Below are 20,198 nucleotides of genomic sequence, written 5' to 3' on the forward strand. Positions count from 1 at the left end.
AGTGTATGTCCGTTTCCATAGGTTTTTTCGGTTCCCCTTCCCATGCAAGGGATTTGTTGAAAACATTATTCGAGTCCGGAATCAAAATCGATTTCGTGGTCACTAATATCGACAAACCTGCAGGAAGAAAAAAGGAACTCACTCCTACACCTGTTAAAGTATTTGCCGAGGAAAATTCTTTGCCGGTCATCCAGTCGGAAAGATTGAGAACCGATGCTGCTGCACAGGAAAAAATAAATTCTTATCCTGCTCAAATCCATATCGTATATGCCTACGGTTCCATTGTGCCTGAAGCAGTGTTTCTCCATCCGAAGTACGGGAGTATCAATCTTCACGGAAGCCTTCTTCCGAAATTCAGAGGCGCTTCTCCCGTGCAGAGTTTTCTTTTGGGAGGAGAAAAAAACACAGGATACACCATTCAATTTTTGGCAAAGGAAGTGGATTCGGGGGACATCATTTCTCAGGAAGAATGGGAAACTTCTTCGGAAGATACAACGGAATCCTTGTTAAGCGAAATCACTAAAAAAGGATCGGTTCGATTGCTGCAGCTCCTGTCCGAATTGGAAGCGAATGGACTGAAGGGGACTCCTCAAAATCATTCTCTGGCAACTCATTGCAAAAAGATGACAGCGGAAGATAGACCGATTCATTGGGAAAGATCCGCGTATGAAATCCACAACCGCATTCGTGCTTTATACCCCGATCCTCTGGCATTCACTGAGTTCCGAGGCAAAAGAGTGATTTTGAACAGATCTTTTTATTCTCCCGAAACTAAGGCACCGGAAGGAGAATGGTCGCCGGGAAGCTTTTTTCTGGGCGAGAAAAAAAGACTTTTCTGTGTCTGCGGAGACGGAAATCTGATTGGTATCGAGACAGTTCAGCCTGAGGGAAAAAAGCCTATGAGCGGTTTTGATTTTTTTAACGGAGCCAGAGTTTCTTCTGGAGAAAGATTTACGTGAAAGAAAAATTTCTTAAAATTTTACCTTACAGCGGTTATGTTTTATTCGTCAGTTTAGGTCTTTTGGTTTTTTTCGTGGCGGCATTTTTGGTAGTAGTCGTCCGAACCAAAGACGAACAAAAAATCACAATGCCTTCCGTAGTGGGAAAGAACTATGTAGAGGTTCACAACGAACTGCAAAGACTGCAATTGAAGGTTCGTTTGGAAACTATGAGAATTCCAGAAAAAACGGACGGTATCATCTTAACTCAATCCATCGATGCGGGAAAAGAAGTAGAAGCGGGTTCTAAAATCTATCTGACTGTCAATATCGGTTTCGACCGAGTCACTATCCCCGACCTGAAAGGCCAAGACTTAAAAAGAGCGAAAGCGATTTTGGAAAAGGTTCTATCCGGAGAAGTTTATGTTCCTCTTCCTATCGGAGGAATCACCTATGTTCCGTCAGTTGGTGACGAACCGCCGGATACCGTTGTGGATCAAATTCCTCTTCCTGGAAAAGAAACCCATTCGGGAGAAAAAATCTATCTTCTGGTTACGGAAGGTACGAATGAAAAAAAAGCAAGTCAGTCCAATTCCGATTGGGATAAGGAATTGATCGGAGTTCCTACTCCTTTTGCGATCGATGCATTGCAACGAAGAAAAATGCCATACCTCATCAAAGAAGTGAAAAAGCCAGATACTCGTGAAAAAAACGGTTCCGTGGAGAATTTAAAGATCACTCCTAAGGGTGCGGAAATCACAAGTTTCCATTTAAGCCCGGAAGAAAAATTGAAATACGATTACGAATCCGTTCGTTACCAAATCGACGATAAGGATTCTTATTCAGCTATCTTAAGTTATACGGATGAAAAAACGGGAAACGAAGTAAAAAGAGAAATTATGACTTCTCAAACTTTGGATGAGGATCAAACGATCCATCTGGTTTTTTACAGAGCAGGAAAAACAAAGCTCACTCTTGTTGGACAAAATACAGGTGAAGCGAAAGTTTGGAATTTCAAAGGGTATTATTGATTTAAATGAAAATTTCAGCTTCTATTTTGGCCGCACAAATTACCGGACTGGCGGCAGAAATGCCCGGTTACAAAAAAGAAAACATCGATTTCATCCATATGGATGTGATGGACGGAAATTTTGTTCCTCAAATTTCTTTCGGAGAAGCGATCACTAAAGAAGTGAAACGTTTGACCGAAATTCCTTTGGATGTTCACCTAATGGTTGCTAAACCGGAGGATCACGTCCATAAATATTTCGAATTTAAACCTTACTGCATCACTTTCCATATCGAAACCACTCATTTTGCGGTTCGTTTGGCGGAAGAAATCCGCAAGTCGGGGAGCAAAGTAGGGGTATCTCTCAATCCTGCCACACCTCCGGAAGCGATTTCTACCATTTTGCCTTATCTGGATTTGGTCCTTCTTATGACTGTAGATCCTGGGTTTTACGGGCAATCCTTCGTGAAAACAGGGTTTGAAAAGATCGAAAAAATCAGAAAAATGACCCAAGGTTATGGGATCGAATTGGAAGTAGACGGAGGGGTGAATGAATCCAACATCAAACAACTCTCCGACCTAGGTGTGGATATCTGCGTGGTGGGTTCAGGACTCTATAAAACGGGAAATCCGAACGAACAAGGTAAAAAATTAAAGGAACTGGCAAAAGGATAGGAACTCGCTCTTGACAGAGAGCCCTAGTTTTTAAAACTTGTTGCAAAAGAGGTATTTTTTCTTGGTAAAGTTAAGATTACAGAGAACCGGAACAAAAGCAGATCCACACTACCGCATCGTTGCGGCTGATATTCGGTCTCCACGAGATGGTCGTTTCATCGAAGCCATCGGTCACTTTCATCCTACTGCATCTACTGTGCAACAATCCACTTTTAATGAAGAAAAAACTCTTTCTTGGTTAAAAAAAGGAGCTCAGCCTACAGAGACTGTTTTGGCTCTCCTCAAGAAAGACGGACTTTGGGCGAAACACAAAGGTTAATTCCTTAGTTTAAATTATGGAATCACTGGTTCGTTACATCGTACATTCATTAGTTGATCAGCCGGACCAGGTATCTGTCACTCAGGTGCCTGGAGAAGAAGAGACAGTTATTGAACTGAGAGTGGCTGGCAAAGATTTGGGAAAAGTCATCGGAAAAAATGGTCGTATCGCTAAGTCCTTACGAACTGTTTTGCAAGCTGCCGGAACCAAAGAAGGCAAAAATTATACTTTAGAAATTGTCGACTAAAGACCCCCTCATCCAAGTGGGTACCTTAGGGGCCACCCACGGCATCAAGGGTTTTATCAAAGTTCATACAGGTGGAGATTCTCTTGTCTCTGCCAAACTTCCTCTAGTCTGTCAGGTTCGGCCTCTCGGGGGAGGAACCAAAGAAATCAAAATCACTTCTCTCAAGCCGAATGGAAATCATCTTCTTTGTAAAATCGAAGGTTACGATTCTCCTGAATCCGTTGTCATTTTTCGAAATGCAAGTCTCTGGCTTTCCCGTTCTCTTCTTCCTAAAGTCGATGATGGAGAAGTGTATGTGACCGATCTAGTGGGTTTGTCTGCCGTTCTCTCTCTCGGGGGAGAAAAACTAGATTATACGGTAGAGTCTGTTATTGATAATCCTGCTCACCCCATCCTTCGATTTGTTTCTAATTCTCCTAAGGAAGATTTTTCAGAAATCCTTGTGCCTTTTTTAAATCTCTATGTCGGGGATTGGAATTTGGAAACAGGAGAAATCGAAGTGAAATCTTGGGAGGATTGGTTTGCTGTTTAATTTCATCACACTGTTTCCGGATAAAATCGATTCTTATTTTTCTTCCGGAATTCCTGGCAAAGCAAAGAACAACGGCTTCATTCAAATTCATACGGTTCATCTGAGAGACTTCGCAGGAAACAAACACCAAAAGGTGGATGATACCATTTACGGAGGCGGACCAGGAATGCTTTTGCAGGTAGGCCCTGTCTACAGAGCTTTAGAATCTTTGGGAGAAAACAAAGGACAGGTTGTGCTCCTCAGTCCTTCCGGCCAACTTTTCAACCAAAGATTGGCCCAGGAAATGTATGCCAGTTCTCAAACTTTTACCTTTATTTCCGGGTATTATGAAGGAGTGGATCATAGAGTAACGGAGCATTTAATTGACAGGGAAGTGGCCATTGGAAACTATGTTATTTCATCGGGTGATTTAGCTTCTCTTGTAGTTGCAGATTCCATTTCTCGTTTGGTTCCGGGCTTTTTGGGCAAGGAAGCTAGCTTGGAAGAAGAGTCTCACAACGAAGAAGAAGAGTTAGAATATCCACAGTATACAAAACCCTACGATTTTATGGGTTGGACTGTTCCGGATGTACTTGTGAATGGCAATCACGAAGAAATCCGAAAATGGCGGCAAAAGAACCGCAAAACAAGAAATCATTCTTAGAGGAAGCCATGAACCAAATACTAGAAAAGGTACTTTCAACTGAGCCGAAGAACGAACTCAATTTTGAAATTGGTGATACTGTAAAAGTTCACTACAAAATCATCGAGTCCGGTAAAGAAAGAGTTCAGGTTTACGAAGGCGTTGTTATCTCTATCGCTAACAAAGCGCACAGCAAAACTTTTACCGTTCGCAGAATCTCTTATGATATCGGAGTGGAAAGAATTTTCCCACTTCATAGCCCAAGAATCGCTAAAATCGAACTAGTTCGTAAAGGTAGCGTTCGTCGAGCTAAACTTTATTATCTACGTGATAAAAAAGGTAAGTCCGGACGTATCAAAGAGAGAAAAGGCGGTCAAGCGATCGTTGCGAAAGATAAAAAAAGACAGGACGAAGCTTCTAAAAAAGCGGCTTCTGCCAAAGCTGCAGAAGCAACTCCAGCATAGAACTTTCTTTCGACAAGGCTCCGAAAAGACCATACTTTCCGGAGCTAATTCTCCCTCCTCATTTTTCTCCATTCTCCTTCGATGAAGCAGGCAGAGGTGCCCTTGCAGGTCCCGTATCCGTCGCCATGGTTTCTTTTTCCAGAGAGACTTTGGATGAAATTGTATCCGGTAAATTGCTTTCTGGAATTCGGGATTCTAAGATACTAAGCCCCGAAAAAAGGGAAAGTTTCGCAGAAGAAGTAAAAAAAATAGCTAGTGTTTGGCGAGTTGTTTTCGTTTCTCCCAAGTTTATCGATCAAAATAATATCAACCAAGCCATCTTTTATGCAATCAATCGAGCGATACCGCAGTTAGGTGATACATCCTCTTATCTATTCGTAGACGGAAATTATAAAATCAAAACAAAGAAAAAAATAGAAGGTTATTTTTCTCTCCCCAAGGGAGATGATTTGATGCCTACGATATCCGCCGCTTCCGTTTTAGCCAAAACTTACAGAGATCGTTGGATGGATCTTTTGGAGAATAAATATCCTGGTTACGGTTTTTCTAAACATAAAGGATACGGAACCGAATTCCACAGGGAACAGATTCAAAAATTGGGAATTTCTCGCATACATAGGTTGAGTTTTTTGAAATTTCTCCGACCAGAAGAGAAGAAAGGAGATTTATTTTCCCATGATGCCTCTTCCTTTACTTCTTCCTCTTTTCAAAAACGGAAACTTCTCTAAACTTTTTTCGTTAGCTGAGGGAAAAGGAAATTCCTTTTCTGCTGAGTCAAAAACTCCAGTCTCCATTTTGCCTTCTGTTTCCTCTCCGAAACTGTCCGTTCCTGTTTCCGGGGAACTTACAAAACAAGAATCCCTCCTTCTGATTCGAGAATCGATTTTCCAAAGCTCCAAAATGACGGAATGGAGAAACATCACTGAAAAGGAAGATCCTACCGTGAAGGAATGGAAACCGGTTTGGAATTTTTTATTTCCAGGGGTTGCTTGGACTAAAAACAGGTCCTATTGGAAGGATGAGAGAAAAAAAAGAGGCTGGGAATGTTTTTACCGATTGGAAGAAAATACTCCCAAGTATTTCTGCATTGTTTTCGAATCTTTGCGGACAGGTAAAATTTGGTTTTTCTTTTCTTTTCCTTATGAGGATGAAACATTCTTTCGTTTGGACATCCAGACGGAAAAAGAATCCTCATACGAACTTCTTCAAAATAACTTTTTTCATATCTCGCCTCTTCTTACAAATGTTAAAGAAGTGGAATTTCATCTGGCGGATCTAGCAAATTCTCTGTTAAGCGAAGAAAGTTCTTTGCTCGGGGTTTATGCATGAGAAAAAAAGCGGTGGCCTTGGGATTCGATCCCTCTAAAAATAATTCTCCTGCCGTCCTCGCTTCCGGAAAAGACGGAATGGCAGCAAAGATATGCCGGATCGCAGAAGAAAATCAGATCCTTCTTGTGGAGGATTCTCCGCTTGTGGATTCTTTGGAACGACTACCGGTAGGTTCTGAAATTCCTAAGGAACTTTATGAATCGGTGGCAGTTATCTTTCGTTATCTTCTTTCTTTGAATGCCGAGAAAAACAATTGAATCGTGTCCCCGTCTGTAGTAAAATTAGCTAATCTATGCGGAAAATTCCAGTTCAAGATCTCGAGCCAGGGATCAAATTCACTCGTTCTGTTTATTTGGATAAAGACACCGTTTTCGTAGGTTCCGACCAGCCGATCACTCAGCAGGATCTGGATCGATTGAAGCAGTTCGGGATTTCTTTTGTCCTAACGGAAGGGGAAAAGGTTCTTTCATCCGAAGATTCCAAAACAGGGAACGGTTCCGGGTCCGGTTACTTCGATACCAACTTACCTTTCTTTCAAGATGATGAATTTTCCACTCGCTACAAACTCATCCTGGAAAAAGCAAACGGAAGCAAGGTAGAATTTGCTGCCATCTTTAAGGATTGTTTCGAACTCATTCAGAAAACATATAGATCCGCCTCTGAAGGAAAATACACCGAGATCAGGGAGTTTCGGGAAATCGCAGAACGGATCGCAGATCATACGAAAGGAAACCCTCAACTTCCCATTTTACTTCTTTCCCATTCTCATTCGGGATATTACCTCTATACTCATATTTGTTATGCGACATTTTTTTCCGTTCTACTTGGAACCTATTTGGAGTTTTCCAGACCTAAACTGATTGATTTGGCTCTTGCTTCTTTATTCGCTGATATCGGTATGATCACGGTTCCGGAAGAAGTTTCCGAAAAAAAAGGAACTCTTACCGAACTGGATCATAAAACCATCAAACGCCATCCTGTCACCGGGTATCAAATTTTGACGCAAAGATTGAAATTAAAGAACTCACTTGCTATCGTTTCTTTGCAGCACCACGAAGCCATGGACGGAACAGGTTATCCTCAAAAGATTTTGGCAAACCAAATCGAGGAATTGACAAAGGTGTTTATGATCGCGGACCAATTTTCCGCAATGACCAATGCGAGACCTTACAGGCAAGCATATCTTCCGTATGACGCAATGAAGGTGATGATCAGTGAAAATGTGAACCGCTTTGATTTGAAAATGGTAAGATTGTTTCTGAATAAACTTTCCATGTTTCCTGTCGGTTCCGGAGTTCTCCTTTCCGACAACAGAATCGGAATCGTGATCGAATCCAATAAAGACAAACCTTTACGCCCTATCATACGAATCACAAAAGATGAGGAAGGAAGAAGGATGAAACTACTCGAATTCGTAGATTTAATGAAAGACCTGAACACCTACATCCAAAAAGCGATTCCATTCTCGCAGGTTTACTGAATTTTGAAAAAAACGGATCTGGGGAAAGCAGGAGAAAAATTCGCCTGCCAGTATCTGGAAGAGTTGGGGCATTCCGTCCTTTTTTCCAATTTTAGAAATCGGTTCGGGGAATTGGACATAATCAGCCTTAATGAGGAAGTGTTGTATTGTACCGAGGTGAAAACCTGGTCCTCTCAAAAACACTTCCATCCTTTGTATTGTTTTAATGAGACAAAACGAAACAGGATGAGGAAGGTGTATCGTTATTTGGTTTGTAAATACCCTGCATTGTCTCACCTAACAGTTTCTTTTTCGTTGGCCCATATCAACGAAAAAAGGGAAGTGAGTTTTTATTCTCATCTCTTCTAAAATACTTCATCAAGGGATTTTTCGAGAGAACCGATTGTTTGTATATCCCTTAAGGAGGGATCGCTCTCAAGGATGAGAGTGTGCTGTTACAAGGAAGTAACTTAAATGAGACAATTCAGTATATTAGGCAATCTTGCGGAAACGGATGAATTCGGACCGGATCCGGTTTTACTTAGGAAAAGAGGAATGGCCTCCACGATTCAAAAAAAGTTCGAAAGTTATAAGAAGAAAGTGGATGATCCGGCATATATGGATTATGCGATCAATAAAATCGCAATGGAAATCTCACACTTTATCTCTAAATAATAGATTCGAAGTCCTCAAACCACAGACTGTTTTGTAAGTAATCGAAGGCTTCGAGATAATGCTCTTCCTTGGTTATCTCGGAGTTCTCCCAATCCGCAATTGTACGGGCAAGCTCCACCAGTTGTTTCCTCTTCCGAAATGAAAACTTTTTTCCTATATCCTTTAAATATTGAGAGGAAAGAAAAAGTTCAGGGTCGGTGGAGCGGGAGTCTTCGATTTCCTTTTCGATTCTAATTTCCCTGAACTCCTTGGCACGATTCATTTTTTTTCTATATTCCTTTTCTTGTACGAACGTATTTCTTTTTTCTGAGTTTTCGAATAAAAAAGAAACGATTGTAATGCGGTCTAAAAAAGGTCCGGTCAGCTTTCTTAGATAATTTCTTATTTTTTCCAGGGAGCAGCGGCAGCGTTTGTTTCCCTTAAAATGTCCGCAAGGGCAGGGGTTACAGGCTCCCAGAAGAACGAAATCTGCAGGTAGGATTTCCCGATCCAATACACGGGAGATCACTACTTTTTTCTCTTCCATGGGTTCTCTAAGGGCTTCCAATGCCTTCTCCTTGAATTCAGTGAGTTCGTCCAAAAATAGAATTCCTTTATGTGCCAAACTCACTTCTCCCCACCTGACAGGAGAACCTCCTCCAACCAATGCCAGATCCGTAGTCGTATGGTGAGGGGAACGAAAGGGACGAGGAGGAAGTGTTTTTCCCAACTGTTCCCAAGAAAGCCAAGGCTGTTCCGAATATAAGGAAGAACTTTCTTTTTCGGTCCAAGGTGGTTGGAGATGAGAGGCCAATTTGGCAAGCATAGTCTTTCCCTGTCCCGGATTCCCCAGAGTGAGGCAGTGGTGTCTTCCTAAGATGGAATAACACATCCCTTGGAAGACCTTCATCTGTGCGGATGTAAGGGAGGCTTCTTTCCAGTTCTCTTCCTTTTCATTCGGAAAGAAGGAAGGAGGATTCGAAAGTAGAGTGGGTTGTCTGGGGAGGACAGGATTCTGTTCTAAGATTTCTCTTAGCGAATCCAAAAAGAGATAGTTGGCTTGAGGCAAAGATTCTTTTTCCAGCTCTTTAGGGAGGAGGAAAAAGTCGTCCGGGTTTGTTTTTCTCAGCCAGAGAAGGGGAAGCAGTTCTCTTTTTCCGGAAAGCCTTCCTGAGAGATGGAGAGAGCCTAGAATGATGGTTTGTTTCGGCAATGGGGATATCCATTGCCCTGTGGCTTGGAGGATGCCTAGAGCGATGGGAAGGTCTAAAAATGCGTTCTTTTTAAGGAGATGAGCCGGCCTCAAATTGATCACAATGGTTTCCATAGGGAAAACAAAACCGCAAGCTTCCAAAGCGAGTTTGATCCTTTCTCTGGACTCTTTCATTTGAGGAGAGGCTCCTCCTAGAATTTGAAAGAGAGGGAGTCCCTTTTGGATTCCCACCTCTACTTGGATGTCTATGGTGCCTTTTCTTTCTAAGAGAAGGCTTGTCACTTCTGCCAGTTCAGGAAACATAATCTGCCTTTGCAGATGTAGGTGAGAAGAAATAGGCTTTGGTTCAAAAAAATAAAAATAAGCTTTTCTTTTTAAGCAAATTATGTTCTCTTTTCCCCAGGGTCTATTTTGATTTGTAGGTTGTTCCGCTTATTTTCCCTAGTCTTTTTACTGATTTTAGTCCAATGTGCTCATCGATTGATCGACAAAGATAAATTGATTGAGATCAATGATTATTATGATGAAAAGATATTCATTCTAAAGGAAGATTTGCGTCTTTCTTCAAGTGAAGTGTGGAAGAAAGGAACTCAAGTTAGATTGTATGTGGAATCCACTCCATCTCTCTTGAAACTAAAGTTTTATCCGGTAACGGAGTCCAGAGAAAGTTCTATGGGCAAACTTGCTTACTTTATTATCAATGAAGATGTGAAAAAAAAGAAGTACGAGTTCGAAGATGTGGAAGCTTGGGTCGAATCCAAATTCCAAGTCTATGAACCGAAAGACAAAAAAACAAAAAAGTAAGTTAGGTTTGGGATGTTTCGATTCTTTAAGTGGCGGGTTGCAGTCGCTTTCTTTCTGCAAAATTCAAGATTTACTCTCTTGGTTTCCGATATTTTTTCTGTGAGAAACGTTTCGAACATATTAGTTGTTTCTATCGTGGTGTTTTGTGCCGGCTTACAGGCCAATCCATTCCAAAGATTCAACGATGAAATCGATAAATCTCTGACAACTCCTTCTTCTACTATGTTTCGTGTGTTTGGAAATCAGGACACGGAAGTGCAAAAACTTTTCGGAACGGGAATTAATTCTGCGGAAGACGAAGATGTGGAAGTTGCTTCTTTGGATCTCCCCAAACACATCGATGTATCGCCTGTGGTAAGTAATACTGTGGTACATGAATCCGGAATCGTAATCAAAAAATATACTGTAATTAAAAAAGACAATCTTTCCAAAATCGCTAGATCCTTCGGTTTGGATGTCAATCGAATCAAAAAACAAAACTCTCTCACATCCAACCAATTGAAATTGGGTCAGGTGTTGGACATCCCTGTCCAAATTAAAAATGCATCCGCTTCCAGAGTGATCAAAAAGAAAGTATTTATTCTTCCTGTTCCTCAAAGTAGAGTCACTTCCCGCTTCGGTCGCCGTGTAGATCCTTTTAACAAATACAATAGAGTCTATCATTCTGGTCTGGATTTAGCTGCGAAAGTAGGGACCCCTGTTTTGGCTGCTTCCGACGGAGAAGTTATCTTTACGGGGCGAAACGGCGGTTATGGGAATTCTGTCATCATTCAGCATAAAAACGGATACAAAACCGTTTATGCTCATTGTTCTCAGATTTTAATCGAAGTGGGTGAAGTGGTAAAAATGGGAAGAGTGATTGCTGCAGTCGGTAGAACCGGAACTGCTACAGGCGCTCATTTACATTTTGAAGTTTTTCGCAATGGAAAGATCATGAATCCGGAAACAGCTCTCGGAATTACCGAAAAGTTCGTGACCAAACTTCCTAAATCGGAATTTGCTGGAATCTAAGCTACCCAGAGGTTTGTTCCTCAGGGAGCAATACGGATGAACTCTGTTTTAAACCGAATACAAAATAGCAAATTTATCACTCTTGCTCCTGCGGTGATTTTATTTTCCTTTTCCCTTGCCTATCTATTCCGTCTTATTCTTTTGCTTCTGTTTAGCACAGAAGCAGGAGCCGCACTTTCTTCCCTTCCCAAACCTAAATTAGCCAAACAAGAAGTTGTTCTTGCCGTTTCGACCTATGAAGAATTAGTATCCGGAAACCTAATCAGAGGGGTGGTCTATGATCCCACCCAAGCAGGTAAAAAGGGTGCCGATGGAATCGAAATCGACCCGGAGATTGCTGCGGACAATGGGGATGCCGACCAAATGCTGATTACTGGGACTTTATCCGGCCATTGGACTTTTGCCAGAGTGACCATCCGCGAAAAATCTGCGAACGATTCGGAAGAATACTCTACAGGGGAAGTCGTAGGCGGATATAAAATCCACTCCATTGAACAACATTATATCGTTTTGAAAAAAGGCGGACTCAACCTAAGGGTCAATATCGGGGAAACACCCGCCCAGGCAAAAGAAAGGATCCGTCCGAAAACGGAAGAGGGAGCTCCTGCACCTCTAGCATCCTCCCAAACGGTGCAAAAAGTCCTTTCCCGGGAAGACGTAAACCGAAAATTGAAAGATCCGAATACGATTTACAAAGGCGCCAAGTTCGGTCCTCATTTGGTGGATGGAAAAATCGAAGGATACAAACTCTATCAGGTGGGAAAAGACCACGTATTCTATGCTTTGGGAGCTAGAGGCGGGGATGTGATCCGAAGAGTGAACGGCATGCCGTTGAATGATACGGAGAAAATGTTGGAAATTTGGGGATCTGTCAAACAGGCACCTAAAATTACTGTAGATTTGGAAAGACAAGGCAAAATTATCACATATGAATTTATTATACGGAACTAGAATGAAACGAAGAATTGTTGCGCTCGCAATGTTTGCTGCTTTCTATTTGCTTGTAACTCCTTCTTTTTCGCAGGAGAAAAAGCTCAAATCCAAAACGACAAACGCCGGTTCGGAGGCAGCTAGTTTCACTGCCGACTGGAGAGATACTGAATTAAAAGACTTTTTGATGGGAATGAGCGGAATCATCAAAAAGAACATACTCATCGATGATGCGGTAAAAGGCAGAAAGGTGACCATCATCTCTCAAAAAAGAGTTAAGGTGGAGGATGCTTACGGATTTATGAAATCCGTTTTGGAATCCCAAGGTTTCGGTTTAATCGAAGAACACGATCTGATCAAAGTAGTAAAAATTAAAGACGCACTTGCGAAATCCCAAATCGTAAGAATCGGAAAAGATCCTATCCCTGAATCCGAAATCAGTTTGAGCAAAACCATCACTCAAATCGTTCCATTGGAATTTTCCAATGCGATGGAATTAGAACCGATTTTAAAAAGGGTCACTTCCGCAGATACGGACATCATCATTCCTAAAAATCAAAACACTTTGATTTTTTCAGGTTCCACTTCGGACATCAATAAACTTCTCAAACTTGTGGATAATTTGGATGTGAAAGTGGAAGGTCCGGGATCGATTTCTTCCGCAGGCGACATTCATATTTATACATTAGAATATAACGAAGCTGAAAAGTTGGCAGGCGTTTTGGTTAAGTTGGATATGCCGGATCTTCCGACTCCTCCTCAACAAGGCCCTCCGTCGGAAGGGGGGGAAGCTCCGAAAACGAATCCTCCTCCAGTGCAGCAACAGGCACAGCAAAGACCTTCCGGTCCTGGTAAACAGGAAAAAATCAAAGCGGTGGCTCATAAGGAATCCAACTCACTCATCGTGACTGCTACTCCTTTGGAATGGGAAGAAATCAAAAAGATCATTAAAGTTCTGGATTCCGCGAGAAAACAGGTGTTACTTGAGGTTTTGATCGTTGAGTTGAGCTCCACGGATTTAAACGACTTCGGTATCGATTGGCGCTACCAACAATTGGCTTATGGTCAGTTTAACACCGGTCTTGCGGCAACGGGCGGTGTGATCGATAAAAACGGTAGAGCAACCAACGTAAACACTCTTTCCGGTTTCTCCCTTGGGTTTTTGCAAAGAGGGGGAACTCAGATCATCGGTATTTTAAACGCCAACTCTACGAATGAAAACTTCAACGTTTTGTCCGCTCCTCAGATTTTGACTTTGGACAACCAAGAAGCTGAAATCAATGTGGGTCAGGACGTTCCAGTTAGAACTCAGAACAGAAACGCAGGAACGGGCGGAGATAACGCTGTAACCGTATCCAACTTCGAATACCGCCCAACAGGGATTAAACTTAAGTTCACTCCTCATATCAATAAAAACAATAGAATCACTTTGGATTTGTTCCAAGAGATCAAAAACGTTGCAGGGATTTCTTCCGAAGCAACGGGAGGAAACCCCACTTTCAATAAGAGGGACATCAAAACTACGATCGTTGTGGACAATATACAAACCATAGTGATCGGGGGATTGCTTTCCAATGACAAACAAAAGAAAGTTCAGAAGATCCCTATTTTGGGGGAAATTCCTTTAGTTGGAAATTTATTCAGAAGAACTACGAACCAACTTCGCAAAACAAATCTTATGGTATTTTTAACTCCTCATATTTTGGACGACAGAGATAAATCCGACCGTATGACCGTTCAAAAGAAAAATGAGCAGGAAAGAATGGTCGAAGAACGAGAAAAAAGACTGAGATGAGAAAGAGTTTAGCACAAATTCTTTTAGAGGATGGAATTCTTTCTCTAAAAGATCTGGATGATATCGCCAAACAGCAAGAGAAGACAAATTTACCACTCACTCATATCATCCAAAAAAAAGGATTAGCTTCCGAAGTAGACATACTCAAAGCACTTTCTAAACTCCATCGACTCAGTTTTATGGAGAAGTTGGAGTTTCATCAAAACGAGGAAGTTTATTCTAAAATTCCTCTTAAACTAGTCCAACGTTCCAAAATCGTTCCTTTCCTTGTGGAAAAAAACAAGGTTAAAGTCGCCACAAGTGATCCTACGGATCTGCATCCTATGGATGATATCCGCGCCTTTTTAAAAGGTTACGATATAGAATTCGTATTAGCTCCGGAACAAGAGATCATGAGGATCGTCCATTCCCAGTTCGATAAAACGACTGCGGAAGCCAAAGAAATGATGGACGAAATGGACGGTTCCTTCGGGGAATTGTCCGATGCGTTCGAATCCGATGCCTTAGATCTTTCGAACGAAGCTCCCATCATCAAGATGGTGAACGTGATCCTTTCTCAGGCCGTTTCCGAAAGAGCTTCCGATATCCACATAGAACCTTTTGAAAAATCCGTTGTAGTGCGTTATCGTGTGGATGGTGTTTTACAGAAAGTCCTTAGTCCGCCTAAATCTTATTTGGCGGGAATTTCCACTCGTATCAAAATCATGTCCAGTTTGAACATTGCGGAAAACCGTCTTCCTCAGGACGGTCGTATCAAACTTAGGTTAGCCGGAAAAGACGTGGATATCCGCGTTTCCATCATTCCTTGCCAGTTCGGGGAAAGAATCGTAATGAGGTTACTGAACAAAACGGATCAGAAATATTCCATCTATACGATGGGATTTACGAATCATATCCTGGAAACTTTTAAAGAACTGATTTATAAACCTTACGGAATTATACTCGTGACCGGTCCTACTGGTTCCGGAAAATCGACTACGCTTTATTCTGCGTTAACCGAGATCAATACGGAAGAGAGAAACATCATCACTTGCGAAGATCCTGTGGAATACCAAATGGAAGGAATTTCCCAGATGCAGATGAGTGAAAAGATCGGACTTACTTTCGCTGCCGGCTTGAGATCCATCCTTCGTCAGGATCCGGATGTGGTGATGGTAGGGGAGATCCGTGATGAGGAAACTGCCCGAATCGCCATCCAAGCCTCTCTTACGGGTCACTTGGTTTTTTCCACTCTTCACACGAATGATGCTGCTTCGGCTGTGACTCGTTTGGCGGATATGGGGATCGAACCTTACCTAATCACATCCACAGTTTTAGGTTTTATGGCACAAAGACTTGTGCGTAAAATCTGCTCGGATTGTAAAACATCCTACAAGCCTACGGATAAGGAATTGGCCAGTCTGGGAATTTCCAGAAAAGAGCTAAAAAATGGCCTTCTTTATAAGGGCAACGGGTGTCCAACTTGTATGAACTCTGGCTACAAGGGCAGAACCGGAATTTACGAACTTTTGATTATGGATGACGATGTGAAAAAAGCGGTTCTGCAGGGAGCCGATGCAAACCGCATTAAGGAAATCGCTTTGAAAAACGGGCTTTCCACTTTGAGAGATTACGGTAAAATCAAAGTGATCGAAGGAGTGACCACTCCGGAAGAAGTCCTTCGGGTAGCGTAAGACCATGCCTTTATATAGTTATGTTGCCTTCAACCGAAAGGGCAAAGAAGAAAAAAACATAGTAGATGCGAACAACATCCAGGCGGCTAGAAACAAACTCAAAGCCAAAGGATTGTATGTTCGTTCCATCGTGGAAGACAGAGAAAAAGAAGAAAGGGAACTGTTTCCTTTTTTATCCCAGCTTCTCTATCGAATTCCCAGAAAGGAAGTGGGAATCTTCGCAAAACAATTAGGAACCTTACTCGGTGCGGGGATCGCTCTGGACAAATGTTTGGAATCGATCACGACTCAGGTAGAAAATATCCCCTTTAAAAAAGTTTTAATCGAAATCAGGGCAGACATTACGGAAGGTCTTTCCCTTTCCGAGTCGATGAGAAAACATCCTGCCGTTTTCCCGGATCAATATCCTTCTTTGATTTCCGTCGGAGAATCTACTGGTAACTACGAAGGCACCTTACATCGTTTGGCGGAACTGGAAGAAAAATCTGCGGAACTAAAATCCAAAGTGCAAGTCGCCATGATTTATCCGGTCATCATGGGGCTTTTATCTTTGGCGGTTTCCGTATTTTTATTGGTAGTTGTGATTCCTCAGATTCAGGAATTGTTCACTTCCTTCAATGCGACTCTTCCTTTTATCACTCGTTTCGTGATCGGTGTTTCTTTTGTGATCACCAACTATTGGTTGTTTATCCTTCTTTTCGCAGGTGCCGGATTTACTTTCTTTGTTATGTGGAAACGTTCCGAGAACGGCAAAAAATCATGGGATCGTTTTTTACTGAAACTTCCTGTCATCGGCGGACTGCTTCGTAAAATCATGGTTTCTAACTTTGCTAGAAACCTTTCCATTCTTTTGATGAACCGAGTGCCATTGATCCGGTCTTTGCAGATCGTTTCCGATGTGGTACAACACACTGTGTTTCAGGAAGAAATAGGAACTGCGATCGTGAAGATCAAGGAAGGGGGCAAACTTTCCGACTCCCTGCAAGGTTCCATCATTCTATCTCAGATGACTTTGGGTATGCTCAAAGCAGGGGAATCTTCCGACAAGGTTCCTGAAATGATGACAAAACTTTCCGAAATTTATGAAAGCGAAGTAGATACCGCAATAAAGTCTTTGACCCAGTCCCTGGAACCGATCATGATTCTTGTAATGGGTGGTATCATCTTCGTCATTATGGCATCCATCATGTTGCCGATGTACAAGTTGACAGAACAAATTCAGAGTATGTAGTTTTATAGGAGGAAGATATGAAAAGAATCGGAAAAAATAGAAAAAGAAGAGAAGGACTCACTCTTGTTGAGTTAACGGTTGTAATTCTCATCATCGGGTCTTTGATGGGAATTCTCTATGCGGGTCTAAAGAACTTCGGTAGCGGTGGTAATGACAGCCAAGCAAAACTGAAAGTACAAAACGACAGTAAGATTTTGGAAATCAAACTGAGAGAATATTTCGACAAGTTCTCTAAATATCCTTCGGAAGAACAAGGTTTGAAAGCGCTTGTAGAAAGACCGGATGACGATGAAGTTGCCGCAGATTACGAGCCTTTGGTTCGTGATAAATCGGTTTTGAAAGACCCTTGGGGAACTTTGTATCAATTGAGATACGACGATAACAACAACTACCAAATCATTACGTTAGGTGCTGATAAAAAAGACGGCGGTGAAGGAAGAAATAAGGATTTCAATATTTTAGATTCTGAAGATTATCCTACAGCATTCAAATAAATGAATTCCCTGGGTAGGCGACGCGCCCTAAAATCGGCTCGATCCGGTTTAACGATCATCGAGCTGATCGTAGTCATTTCAGTGATCGCCTTCCTTATGGTATTTATCGGAGGGAGCATTAGAAACCTATTTGTTCCTTCCACTACCGATATTTCTGCAAAACTTGCGGAAGCCTTTCGGTTTTGTTCCGACAAGGCGCAGTTGACCAACCAAACCGCCATGTTTCGCTACAATTATGAAAGCGCCGAATATCAATTTTTCCTTTTGAAAAGAGAAGAAGGAGGATTGGTAGAAGAACCCATCCTAAAGAAGGTGAAACTTCCCTTTTATTCTAAAATTTTAAAATCCAGGGATATTTCAGGAAAGGTCTATTACCAAGGAGATCTGAAGATCTTATTTTCTCCTCAAGGGACGGCTACGGATATGTTTCTTTATATAGGAAGCGAGTCCGAAGTAAAAAAAACAATGCAGCTCTATCGGTACGGAGGTAAGGTGAAAATCCATCCGGGAGAGTACATTTATGAAGACAATAGTGCGAAACAAGAAAAAATATCCTACGGATTAGATGATAGAGATGAGCAGACAGACCAAAACTCTTCCAGGCCGCAATCGAATCCGCCTAGATAGGAAAGGTTTCACCTTAATCGAAATGGCGATCGGGCTTGCTATGGCGGCCGTGGCAATGGTATATACTTATAATATGATCATCGATGGAATGAAATACCAAAAGAAAGCGGTTCAGTTGGCAAATGCAGTCCATTTAGCAAAGATTAAAATGGCTCAGGTAGACTCTTCTACGATGATGCAGGCGGACAGTTCCAAAGGAGAAATTCCCGGTTATCCTGGTTATCGTTTTTTGACGGAAATCAAAGAGGAAGAGATGGATCTTTTGAAATTGGCAGGAGGACCGAATGCCGAGGAACTGAAAAAAAAGGCTCCCAAGGATATGTTAGGCGATAAAGACGTCGGCCTCAACGACCTGATGAAAAAAAGAGGAAAAAGTAAAACATTCGAAACCGGGGGGATTTTAAAAGTTTTCCGAGTCCGGGTGGAAGTGACTTTTCCGGAAGATAAAAATAAAAATTCAAGTTACGTAGTAGAAACGTTCCGATCCACCAAATACTGATGAAACGAAGAAAAGGATTCACTCTGATCGAACTTTCGATCGTAATTATGATGCTCAGCACCATTTTTATCATGCTCTTTCTCGTTTTTTATACTTCTCATGAAATTTCCAGAAAGAACTCTTCCAAAAAAGGCGCCAACCGGAGAGACATTTTATATGCGATCGAGAACATTCGTTCGTCGATCACCAGAACTTATTATATCGATAACCAAAGAAGGGTTTTGTTCGTAGGAAAAGCGGATCGTTTGGTTTTTTCATCCTCCAATCCGAATGCGGAAGAAGAGGACAGTGCCTCTGTAAGAGAGGTTTCGTTTTATCTCCGTAAGATGGAGGATTCCAAAATGGAAGATATGAACTATCTCATCCGCAGAGAGGACGAAATGGTGGATAGTTTTCCCACACAAGGAGGGGTGGAACATATCTTTTTGGAGAATGTAAAAAGTTTTCAATTAAAGTATTCGGAAAGGGGAGACAAATGGGTGGATGAATGGAATTCCAGAACCTCCAAAAAAATTCCTAGGCTTGTTCGAATCGAAATCGTATCCCTTGTAGGAAACTCGTTTTTAAAATATGAATCACTCGCGCATCCGGCCATATTATTTAAGTAGAAGAAATCGAGGCGGCTTCATGATCCTCATTTTGATCATGGCCCTAGGGACAGCTTCTTTATTTACCGCCAGCAAATTCTTTCAGGATGCGGCTACGGAATATCAAATCGCACGTACGCAAGCGGACGGATTCAAAGCGCATATGTTGGCCAAAGCCGGTTTTATGGGAGCTGTAGGAGCGTTGAAAAAAATCCCGGAAGAGGTGCTTTACCAATCCGGTTTGGCTTTGGATCCTCCTCCTATTCCTCTCGGAGGAGGAGTCATCTACTATACGATGAGTCCCGAGGACGGCAAAATCAACATCAACTCTTTGGTCAAAATCTATGACGACCAACCGAACCAAAGAGCCATCGAAATGATGTCCCGATTGTTCTATCAATTCACTTTGAAAAGAGAGATGATTTTTCCCATCATCGATTGGATCGATGAAAATCATCAGGAAACCGGGGGAGGAGCCGAGCAGTACTACTATTCCCGTCTGAAACCTCCTAGAAAGATCAAAAATGCACCTTTTTATTCCCTTTCCGAGCTGTTGAATGTAAAAGGGTTCGATCGGGCCATTGTTTATGAATCCTTGAAACCCAAGGACTATGACAAAAACAATTCCGCAGACTTTTTAACGGATGAGGAAAGAGCCTTGCGGTCCGATAAAGACTATGTATTGTCCAATAATATCACTGCGTATCTCCCTCACGGAGATTCCTATGACGATCGGATCAATATCAATACTGCCCCTTATTTTGTACTCATGTCCCTTTCCGATTTTATGACCAAACAAGCGGCCATGAAAATTTTGAAACTCAAGTTGCAGAAAGGAGGGTACATTAAAGAGTTGAAAGACTTGGAGACTGAGCCTGAATTTCAGGTGAAAACTTCGGGGGAACTGACTTTATATAAGGAACTCGCCGGAGAAGGAACGGAAGTTTCCGGCGGTCGGATTAAGACCAAGGGAGAAGTTTATAAAATTACTGGAGTAGGAATCATAAAAGAAAAAGTGATTCGTAAAGTAACTGGAATTTTTGACCTCACCAATAACCAAATGTTATATTATACAGAAGATTAACC

General features: G+C 41.9%; 26 protein-coding genes. 25 read left to right on the forward strand and 1 reads right to left on the reverse strand.

Going from position 1 to position 20,198, the window contains the following annotated elements:
- Positions 1 to 5 precede the first annotated feature (5 nt).
- The 14 genes from fmt to EHS15_RS14205 all read left to right on the forward strand — a co-directional run bounded on the left by fmt (position 6) and on the right by EHS15_RS14205 (position 8,269).
- The gene (fmt, locus tag EHS15_RS14140; protein ID WP_135761207.1) at positions 6 to 959 is read left to right on the forward strand and encodes a methionyl-tRNA formyltransferase; all 954 of its coding nucleotides are present in this window, start codon (positions 6 to 8) and stop codon (positions 957 to 959) included.
- Entirely contained in the window at positions 956 to 1,969 is a 1,014-nt protein-coding gene (locus EHS15_RS14145) for a PASTA domain-containing protein (RefSeq protein ID WP_135761208.1), read from the forward strand. The genes fmt and EHS15_RS14145 overlap by 4 nt, the downstream gene beginning before the upstream one ends.
- Positions 1,970 to 1,974: 5 nt before the next feature.
- The gene (gene rpe, locus EHS15_RS14150) at positions 1,975 to 2,622 is read left to right on the forward strand and encodes a ribulose-phosphate 3-epimerase (protein WP_135761209.1); all 648 of its coding nucleotides are present in this window, start codon (positions 1,975 to 1,977) and stop codon (positions 2,620 to 2,622) included.
- Between the two features lie 61 nt (positions 2,623 to 2,683).
- Positions 2,684 to 2,941, forward strand: coding sequence for a 30S ribosomal protein S16 (gene rpsP / locus EHS15_RS14155; protein WP_135761210.1), 258 nt, complete (start codon positions 2,684 to 2,686; stop codon positions 2,939 to 2,941).
- A gap of 16 nt (positions 2,942 to 2,957) precedes the next feature.
- Positions 2,958 to 3,188: a KH domain-containing protein gene (locus EHS15_RS14160; RefSeq protein ID WP_135761211.1), complete on the forward strand. Its 231-nt coding sequence runs from the start codon at positions 2,958 to 2,960 to the stop codon at positions 3,186 to 3,188.
- Positions 3,178 to 3,720 carry a ribosome maturation factor RimM gene (rimM, locus tag EHS15_RS14165; RefSeq protein ID WP_246052150.1) on the forward strand — a complete coding sequence of 181 codons (543 nt, stop codon included), beginning with the start codon at positions 3,178 to 3,180 and terminating at the stop codon, positions 3,718 to 3,720. The genes EHS15_RS14160 and rimM overlap by 11 nt, the downstream gene beginning before the upstream one ends.
- Positions 3,710 to 4,363 carry a tRNA (guanosine(37)-N1)-methyltransferase TrmD gene (gene trmD, locus EHS15_RS14170; protein WP_135761212.1) on the forward strand — a complete coding sequence of 218 codons (654 nt, stop codon included), beginning with the start codon at positions 3,710 to 3,712 and terminating at the stop codon, positions 4,361 to 4,363. The genes rimM and trmD overlap by 11 nt, the downstream gene beginning before the upstream one ends.
- An 8-nt stretch (positions 4,364 to 4,371) precedes the next feature.
- Positions 4,372 to 4,806, forward strand: a complete 435-nt coding sequence (gene rplS / locus EHS15_RS14175) for a 50S ribosomal protein L19 (protein ID WP_167884246.1) — start codon at positions 4,372 to 4,374, stop codon at positions 4,804 to 4,806.
- Positions 4,807 to 4,853: 47 nt separating this feature from the next.
- Complete coding sequence (locus tag EHS15_RS14180; RefSeq protein ID WP_135761214.1) at positions 4,854 to 5,534, forward strand: ribonuclease HII; 681 nt, start codon at positions 4,854 to 4,856, stop codon at positions 5,532 to 5,534.
- Positions 5,482 to 6,135, forward strand: coding sequence for a hypothetical protein (locus EHS15_RS14185; RefSeq protein WP_135761215.1), 654 nt, complete (start codon positions 5,482 to 5,484; stop codon positions 6,133 to 6,135). Before EHS15_RS14180 ends, EHS15_RS14185 begins: the two co-directional genes overlap by 53 nt.
- On the forward strand, positions 6,132 to 6,392 hold the full coding sequence (locus tag EHS15_RS14190) for an EscU/YscU/HrcU family type III secretion system export apparatus switch protein (RefSeq protein ID WP_135761216.1): 261 nt from the start codon (positions 6,132 to 6,134) through the stop codon (positions 6,390 to 6,392). The genes EHS15_RS14185 and EHS15_RS14190 overlap by 4 nt, the downstream gene beginning before the upstream one ends.
- A 35-nt stretch (positions 6,393 to 6,427) precedes the next feature.
- Positions 6,428 to 7,615: a cyclic di-GMP phosphodiesterase gene (locus EHS15_RS14195; RefSeq protein ID WP_135761217.1), complete on the forward strand. Its 1,188-nt coding sequence runs from the start codon at positions 6,428 to 6,430 to the stop codon at positions 7,613 to 7,615.
- 3 nt (positions 7,616 to 7,618) lie between these two features.
- Positions 7,619 to 7,963: a YraN family protein gene (locus EHS15_RS14200; protein ID WP_246052155.1), complete on the forward strand. Its 345-nt coding sequence runs from the start codon at positions 7,619 to 7,621 to the stop codon at positions 7,961 to 7,963.
- Between the two features lie 105 nt (positions 7,964 to 8,068).
- Entirely contained in the window at positions 8,069 to 8,269 is a 201-nt protein-coding gene (locus EHS15_RS14205; protein WP_135761219.1) for a hypothetical protein, read from the forward strand.
- Here the strand turns inward: EHS15_RS14205 and EHS15_RS14210 are convergent.
- Positions 8,262 to 9,764, reverse strand: coding sequence for an ATP-binding protein (locus tag EHS15_RS14210; protein ID WP_135761220.1), 1,503 nt, complete (start codon positions 9,762 to 9,764; stop codon positions 8,262 to 8,264). The two genes, EHS15_RS14205 and EHS15_RS14210, sit on opposite strands and share 8 nt — an antisense overlap.
- 120 nt (positions 9,765 to 9,884) lie before the next feature.
- Here EHS15_RS14210 and EHS15_RS14215 point away from each other — a divergent pair, with 120 nt between their 5' ends.
- From EHS15_RS14215 to EHS15_RS14265, 11 genes are all read left to right on the forward strand, one after another.
- A complete protein-coding gene (locus EHS15_RS14215) occupies positions 9,885 to 10,265 on the forward strand; it encodes a type II secretion system-associated lipoprotein (protein WP_281277638.1) in 381 nt (126 codons plus the stop codon).
- A gap of 99 nt (positions 10,266 to 10,364) precedes the next feature.
- The gene (locus EHS15_RS14220; protein WP_246052160.1) at positions 10,365 to 11,276 is read left to right on the forward strand and encodes a peptidoglycan DD-metalloendopeptidase family protein; all 912 of its coding nucleotides are present in this window, start codon (positions 10,365 to 10,367) and stop codon (positions 11,274 to 11,276) included.
- Between the two features lie 36 nt (positions 11,277 to 11,312).
- Positions 11,313 to 12,227, forward strand: coding sequence for a general secretion pathway protein GspC (locus EHS15_RS14225; protein ID WP_135761223.1), 915 nt, complete (start codon positions 11,313 to 11,315; stop codon positions 12,225 to 12,227).
- Between the two features lies 1 nt (position 12,228).
- Positions 12,229 to 14,001: a type II secretion system secretin GspD gene (gene gspD, locus EHS15_RS14230; RefSeq protein ID WP_135761224.1), complete on the forward strand. Its 1,773-nt coding sequence runs from the start codon at positions 12,229 to 12,231 to the stop codon at positions 13,999 to 14,001.
- Positions 13,998 to 15,674 carry a type II secretion system ATPase GspE gene (gene gspE / locus EHS15_RS14235; RefSeq protein ID WP_135761225.1) on the forward strand — a complete coding sequence of 559 codons (1,677 nt, stop codon included), beginning with the start codon at positions 13,998 to 14,000 and terminating at the stop codon, positions 15,672 to 15,674. The genes gspD and gspE overlap by 4 nt, the downstream gene beginning before the upstream one ends.
- Before the next feature lie 4 nt (positions 15,675 to 15,678).
- On the forward strand, positions 15,679 to 16,905 hold the full coding sequence (locus tag EHS15_RS14240) for a type II secretion system F family protein (protein ID WP_135761226.1): 1,227 nt from the start codon (positions 15,679 to 15,681) through the stop codon (positions 16,903 to 16,905).
- Between the two features lie 17 nt (positions 16,906 to 16,922).
- The gene (locus EHS15_RS14245) at positions 16,923 to 17,399 is read left to right on the forward strand and encodes a type II secretion system protein GspG (protein WP_135761227.1); all 477 of its coding nucleotides are present in this window, start codon (positions 16,923 to 16,925) and stop codon (positions 17,397 to 17,399) included.
- Entirely contained in the window at positions 17,400 to 18,026 is a 627-nt protein-coding gene (locus EHS15_RS14250) for a prepilin-type N-terminal cleavage/methylation domain-containing protein (protein WP_342775526.1), read from the forward strand. It abuts the gene before it with no gap.
- Positions 17,974 to 18,525, forward strand: coding sequence for a type IV pilus modification PilV family protein (locus EHS15_RS14255; protein WP_135761228.1), 552 nt, complete (start codon positions 17,974 to 17,976; stop codon positions 18,523 to 18,525). Before EHS15_RS14250 ends, EHS15_RS14255 begins: the two co-directional genes overlap by 53 nt.
- Positions 18,525 to 19,133: a type II secretion system protein GspJ gene (locus EHS15_RS14260; protein WP_135761229.1), complete on the forward strand. Its 609-nt coding sequence runs from the start codon at positions 18,525 to 18,527 to the stop codon at positions 19,131 to 19,133. The genes EHS15_RS14255 and EHS15_RS14260 overlap by 1 nt, the downstream gene beginning before the upstream one ends.
- Positions 19,096 to 20,196 carry a type II secretion system minor pseudopilin gene (locus tag EHS15_RS14265; protein WP_246052162.1) on the forward strand — a complete coding sequence of 367 codons (1,101 nt, stop codon included), beginning with the start codon at positions 19,096 to 19,098 and terminating at the stop codon, positions 20,194 to 20,196. Before EHS15_RS14260 ends, EHS15_RS14265 begins: the two co-directional genes overlap by 38 nt.
- Positions 20,197 to 20,198: the final 2 nt, after the last annotated feature.

It is taken from the genome of Leptospira idonii (assembly GCF_004770995.1).
GTDB classification, from domain to species: Bacteria; Spirochaetota; Leptospiria; order Leptospirales; family Leptospiraceae; genus Leptospira_A; species Leptospira_A idonii.

Excerpts from the sequence above, each read along its gene's own strand:
- fmt (WP_135761207.1), top strand. The coding sequence starts at position 6 with ATGTCCGTTTCCATAGGTTTTTTCGGTTCCCCTTCCCATGCAAGGGAT.
- rpe (WP_135761209.1), top strand. The coding sequence starts at position 1,975 with ATGAAAATTTCAGCTTCTATTTTGGCCGCACAAATTACCGGACTGGCG.
- EHS15_RS14160 (WP_135761211.1), top strand. The coding sequence starts at position 2,958 with ATGGAATCACTGGTTCGTTACATCGTACATTCATTAGTTGATCAGCCG.
- rplS (WP_167884246.1), top strand. The coding sequence starts at position 4,372 with ATGAACCAAATACTAGAAAAGGTACTTTCAACTGAGCCGAAGAACGAA.
- EHS15_RS14185 (WP_135761215.1), top strand. The coding sequence starts at position 5,482 with ATGATGCCTCTTCCTTTACTTCTTCCTCTTTTCAAAAACGGAAACTTC.
- EHS15_RS14190 (WP_135761216.1), top strand. The coding sequence starts at position 6,132 with ATGAGAAAAAAAGCGGTGGCCTTGGGATTCGATCCCTCTAAAAATAAT.
- EHS15_RS14195 (WP_135761217.1), top strand. The coding sequence starts at position 6,428 with ATGCGGAAAATTCCAGTTCAAGATCTCGAGCCAGGGATCAAATTCACT.
- EHS15_RS14205 (WP_135761219.1), top strand. The coding sequence starts at position 8,069 with ATGAGACAATTCAGTATATTAGGCAATCTTGCGGAAACGGATGAATTC.
- EHS15_RS14210 (WP_135761220.1), bottom strand. The coding sequence starts at position 9,764 with ATGTTTCCTGAACTGGCAGAAGTGACAAGCCTTCTCTTAGAAAGAAAA.
- EHS15_RS14225 (WP_135761223.1), top strand. The coding sequence starts at position 11,313 with ATGAACTCTGTTTTAAACCGAATACAAAATAGCAAATTTATCACTCTT.
- gspD (WP_135761224.1), top strand. The coding sequence starts at position 12,229 with ATGAAACGAAGAATTGTTGCGCTCGCAATGTTTGCTGCTTTCTATTTG.
- gspE (WP_135761225.1), top strand. The coding sequence starts at position 13,998 with ATGAGAAAGAGTTTAGCACAAATTCTTTTAGAGGATGGAATTCTTTCT.
- EHS15_RS14240 (WP_135761226.1), top strand. The coding sequence starts at position 15,679 with ATGCCTTTATATAGTTATGTTGCCTTCAACCGAAAGGGCAAAGAAGAA.
- EHS15_RS14245 (WP_135761227.1), top strand. The coding sequence starts at position 16,923 with ATGAAAAGAATCGGAAAAAATAGAAAAAGAAGAGAAGGACTCACTCTT.
- EHS15_RS14250 (WP_342775526.1), top strand. The coding sequence starts at position 17,400 with ATGAATTCCCTGGGTAGGCGACGCGCCCTAAAATCGGCTCGATCCGGT.
- EHS15_RS14255 (WP_135761228.1), top strand. The coding sequence starts at position 17,974 with ATGAGCAGACAGACCAAAACTCTTCCAGGCCGCAATCGAATCCGCCTA.
- EHS15_RS14260 (WP_135761229.1), top strand. The coding sequence starts at position 18,525 with ATGAAACGAAGAAAAGGATTCACTCTGATCGAACTTTCGATCGTAATT.
- EHS15_RS14265 (WP_246052162.1), top strand. The coding sequence starts at position 19,096 with ATGAATCACTCGCGCATCCGGCCATATTATTTAAGTAGAAGAAATCGA.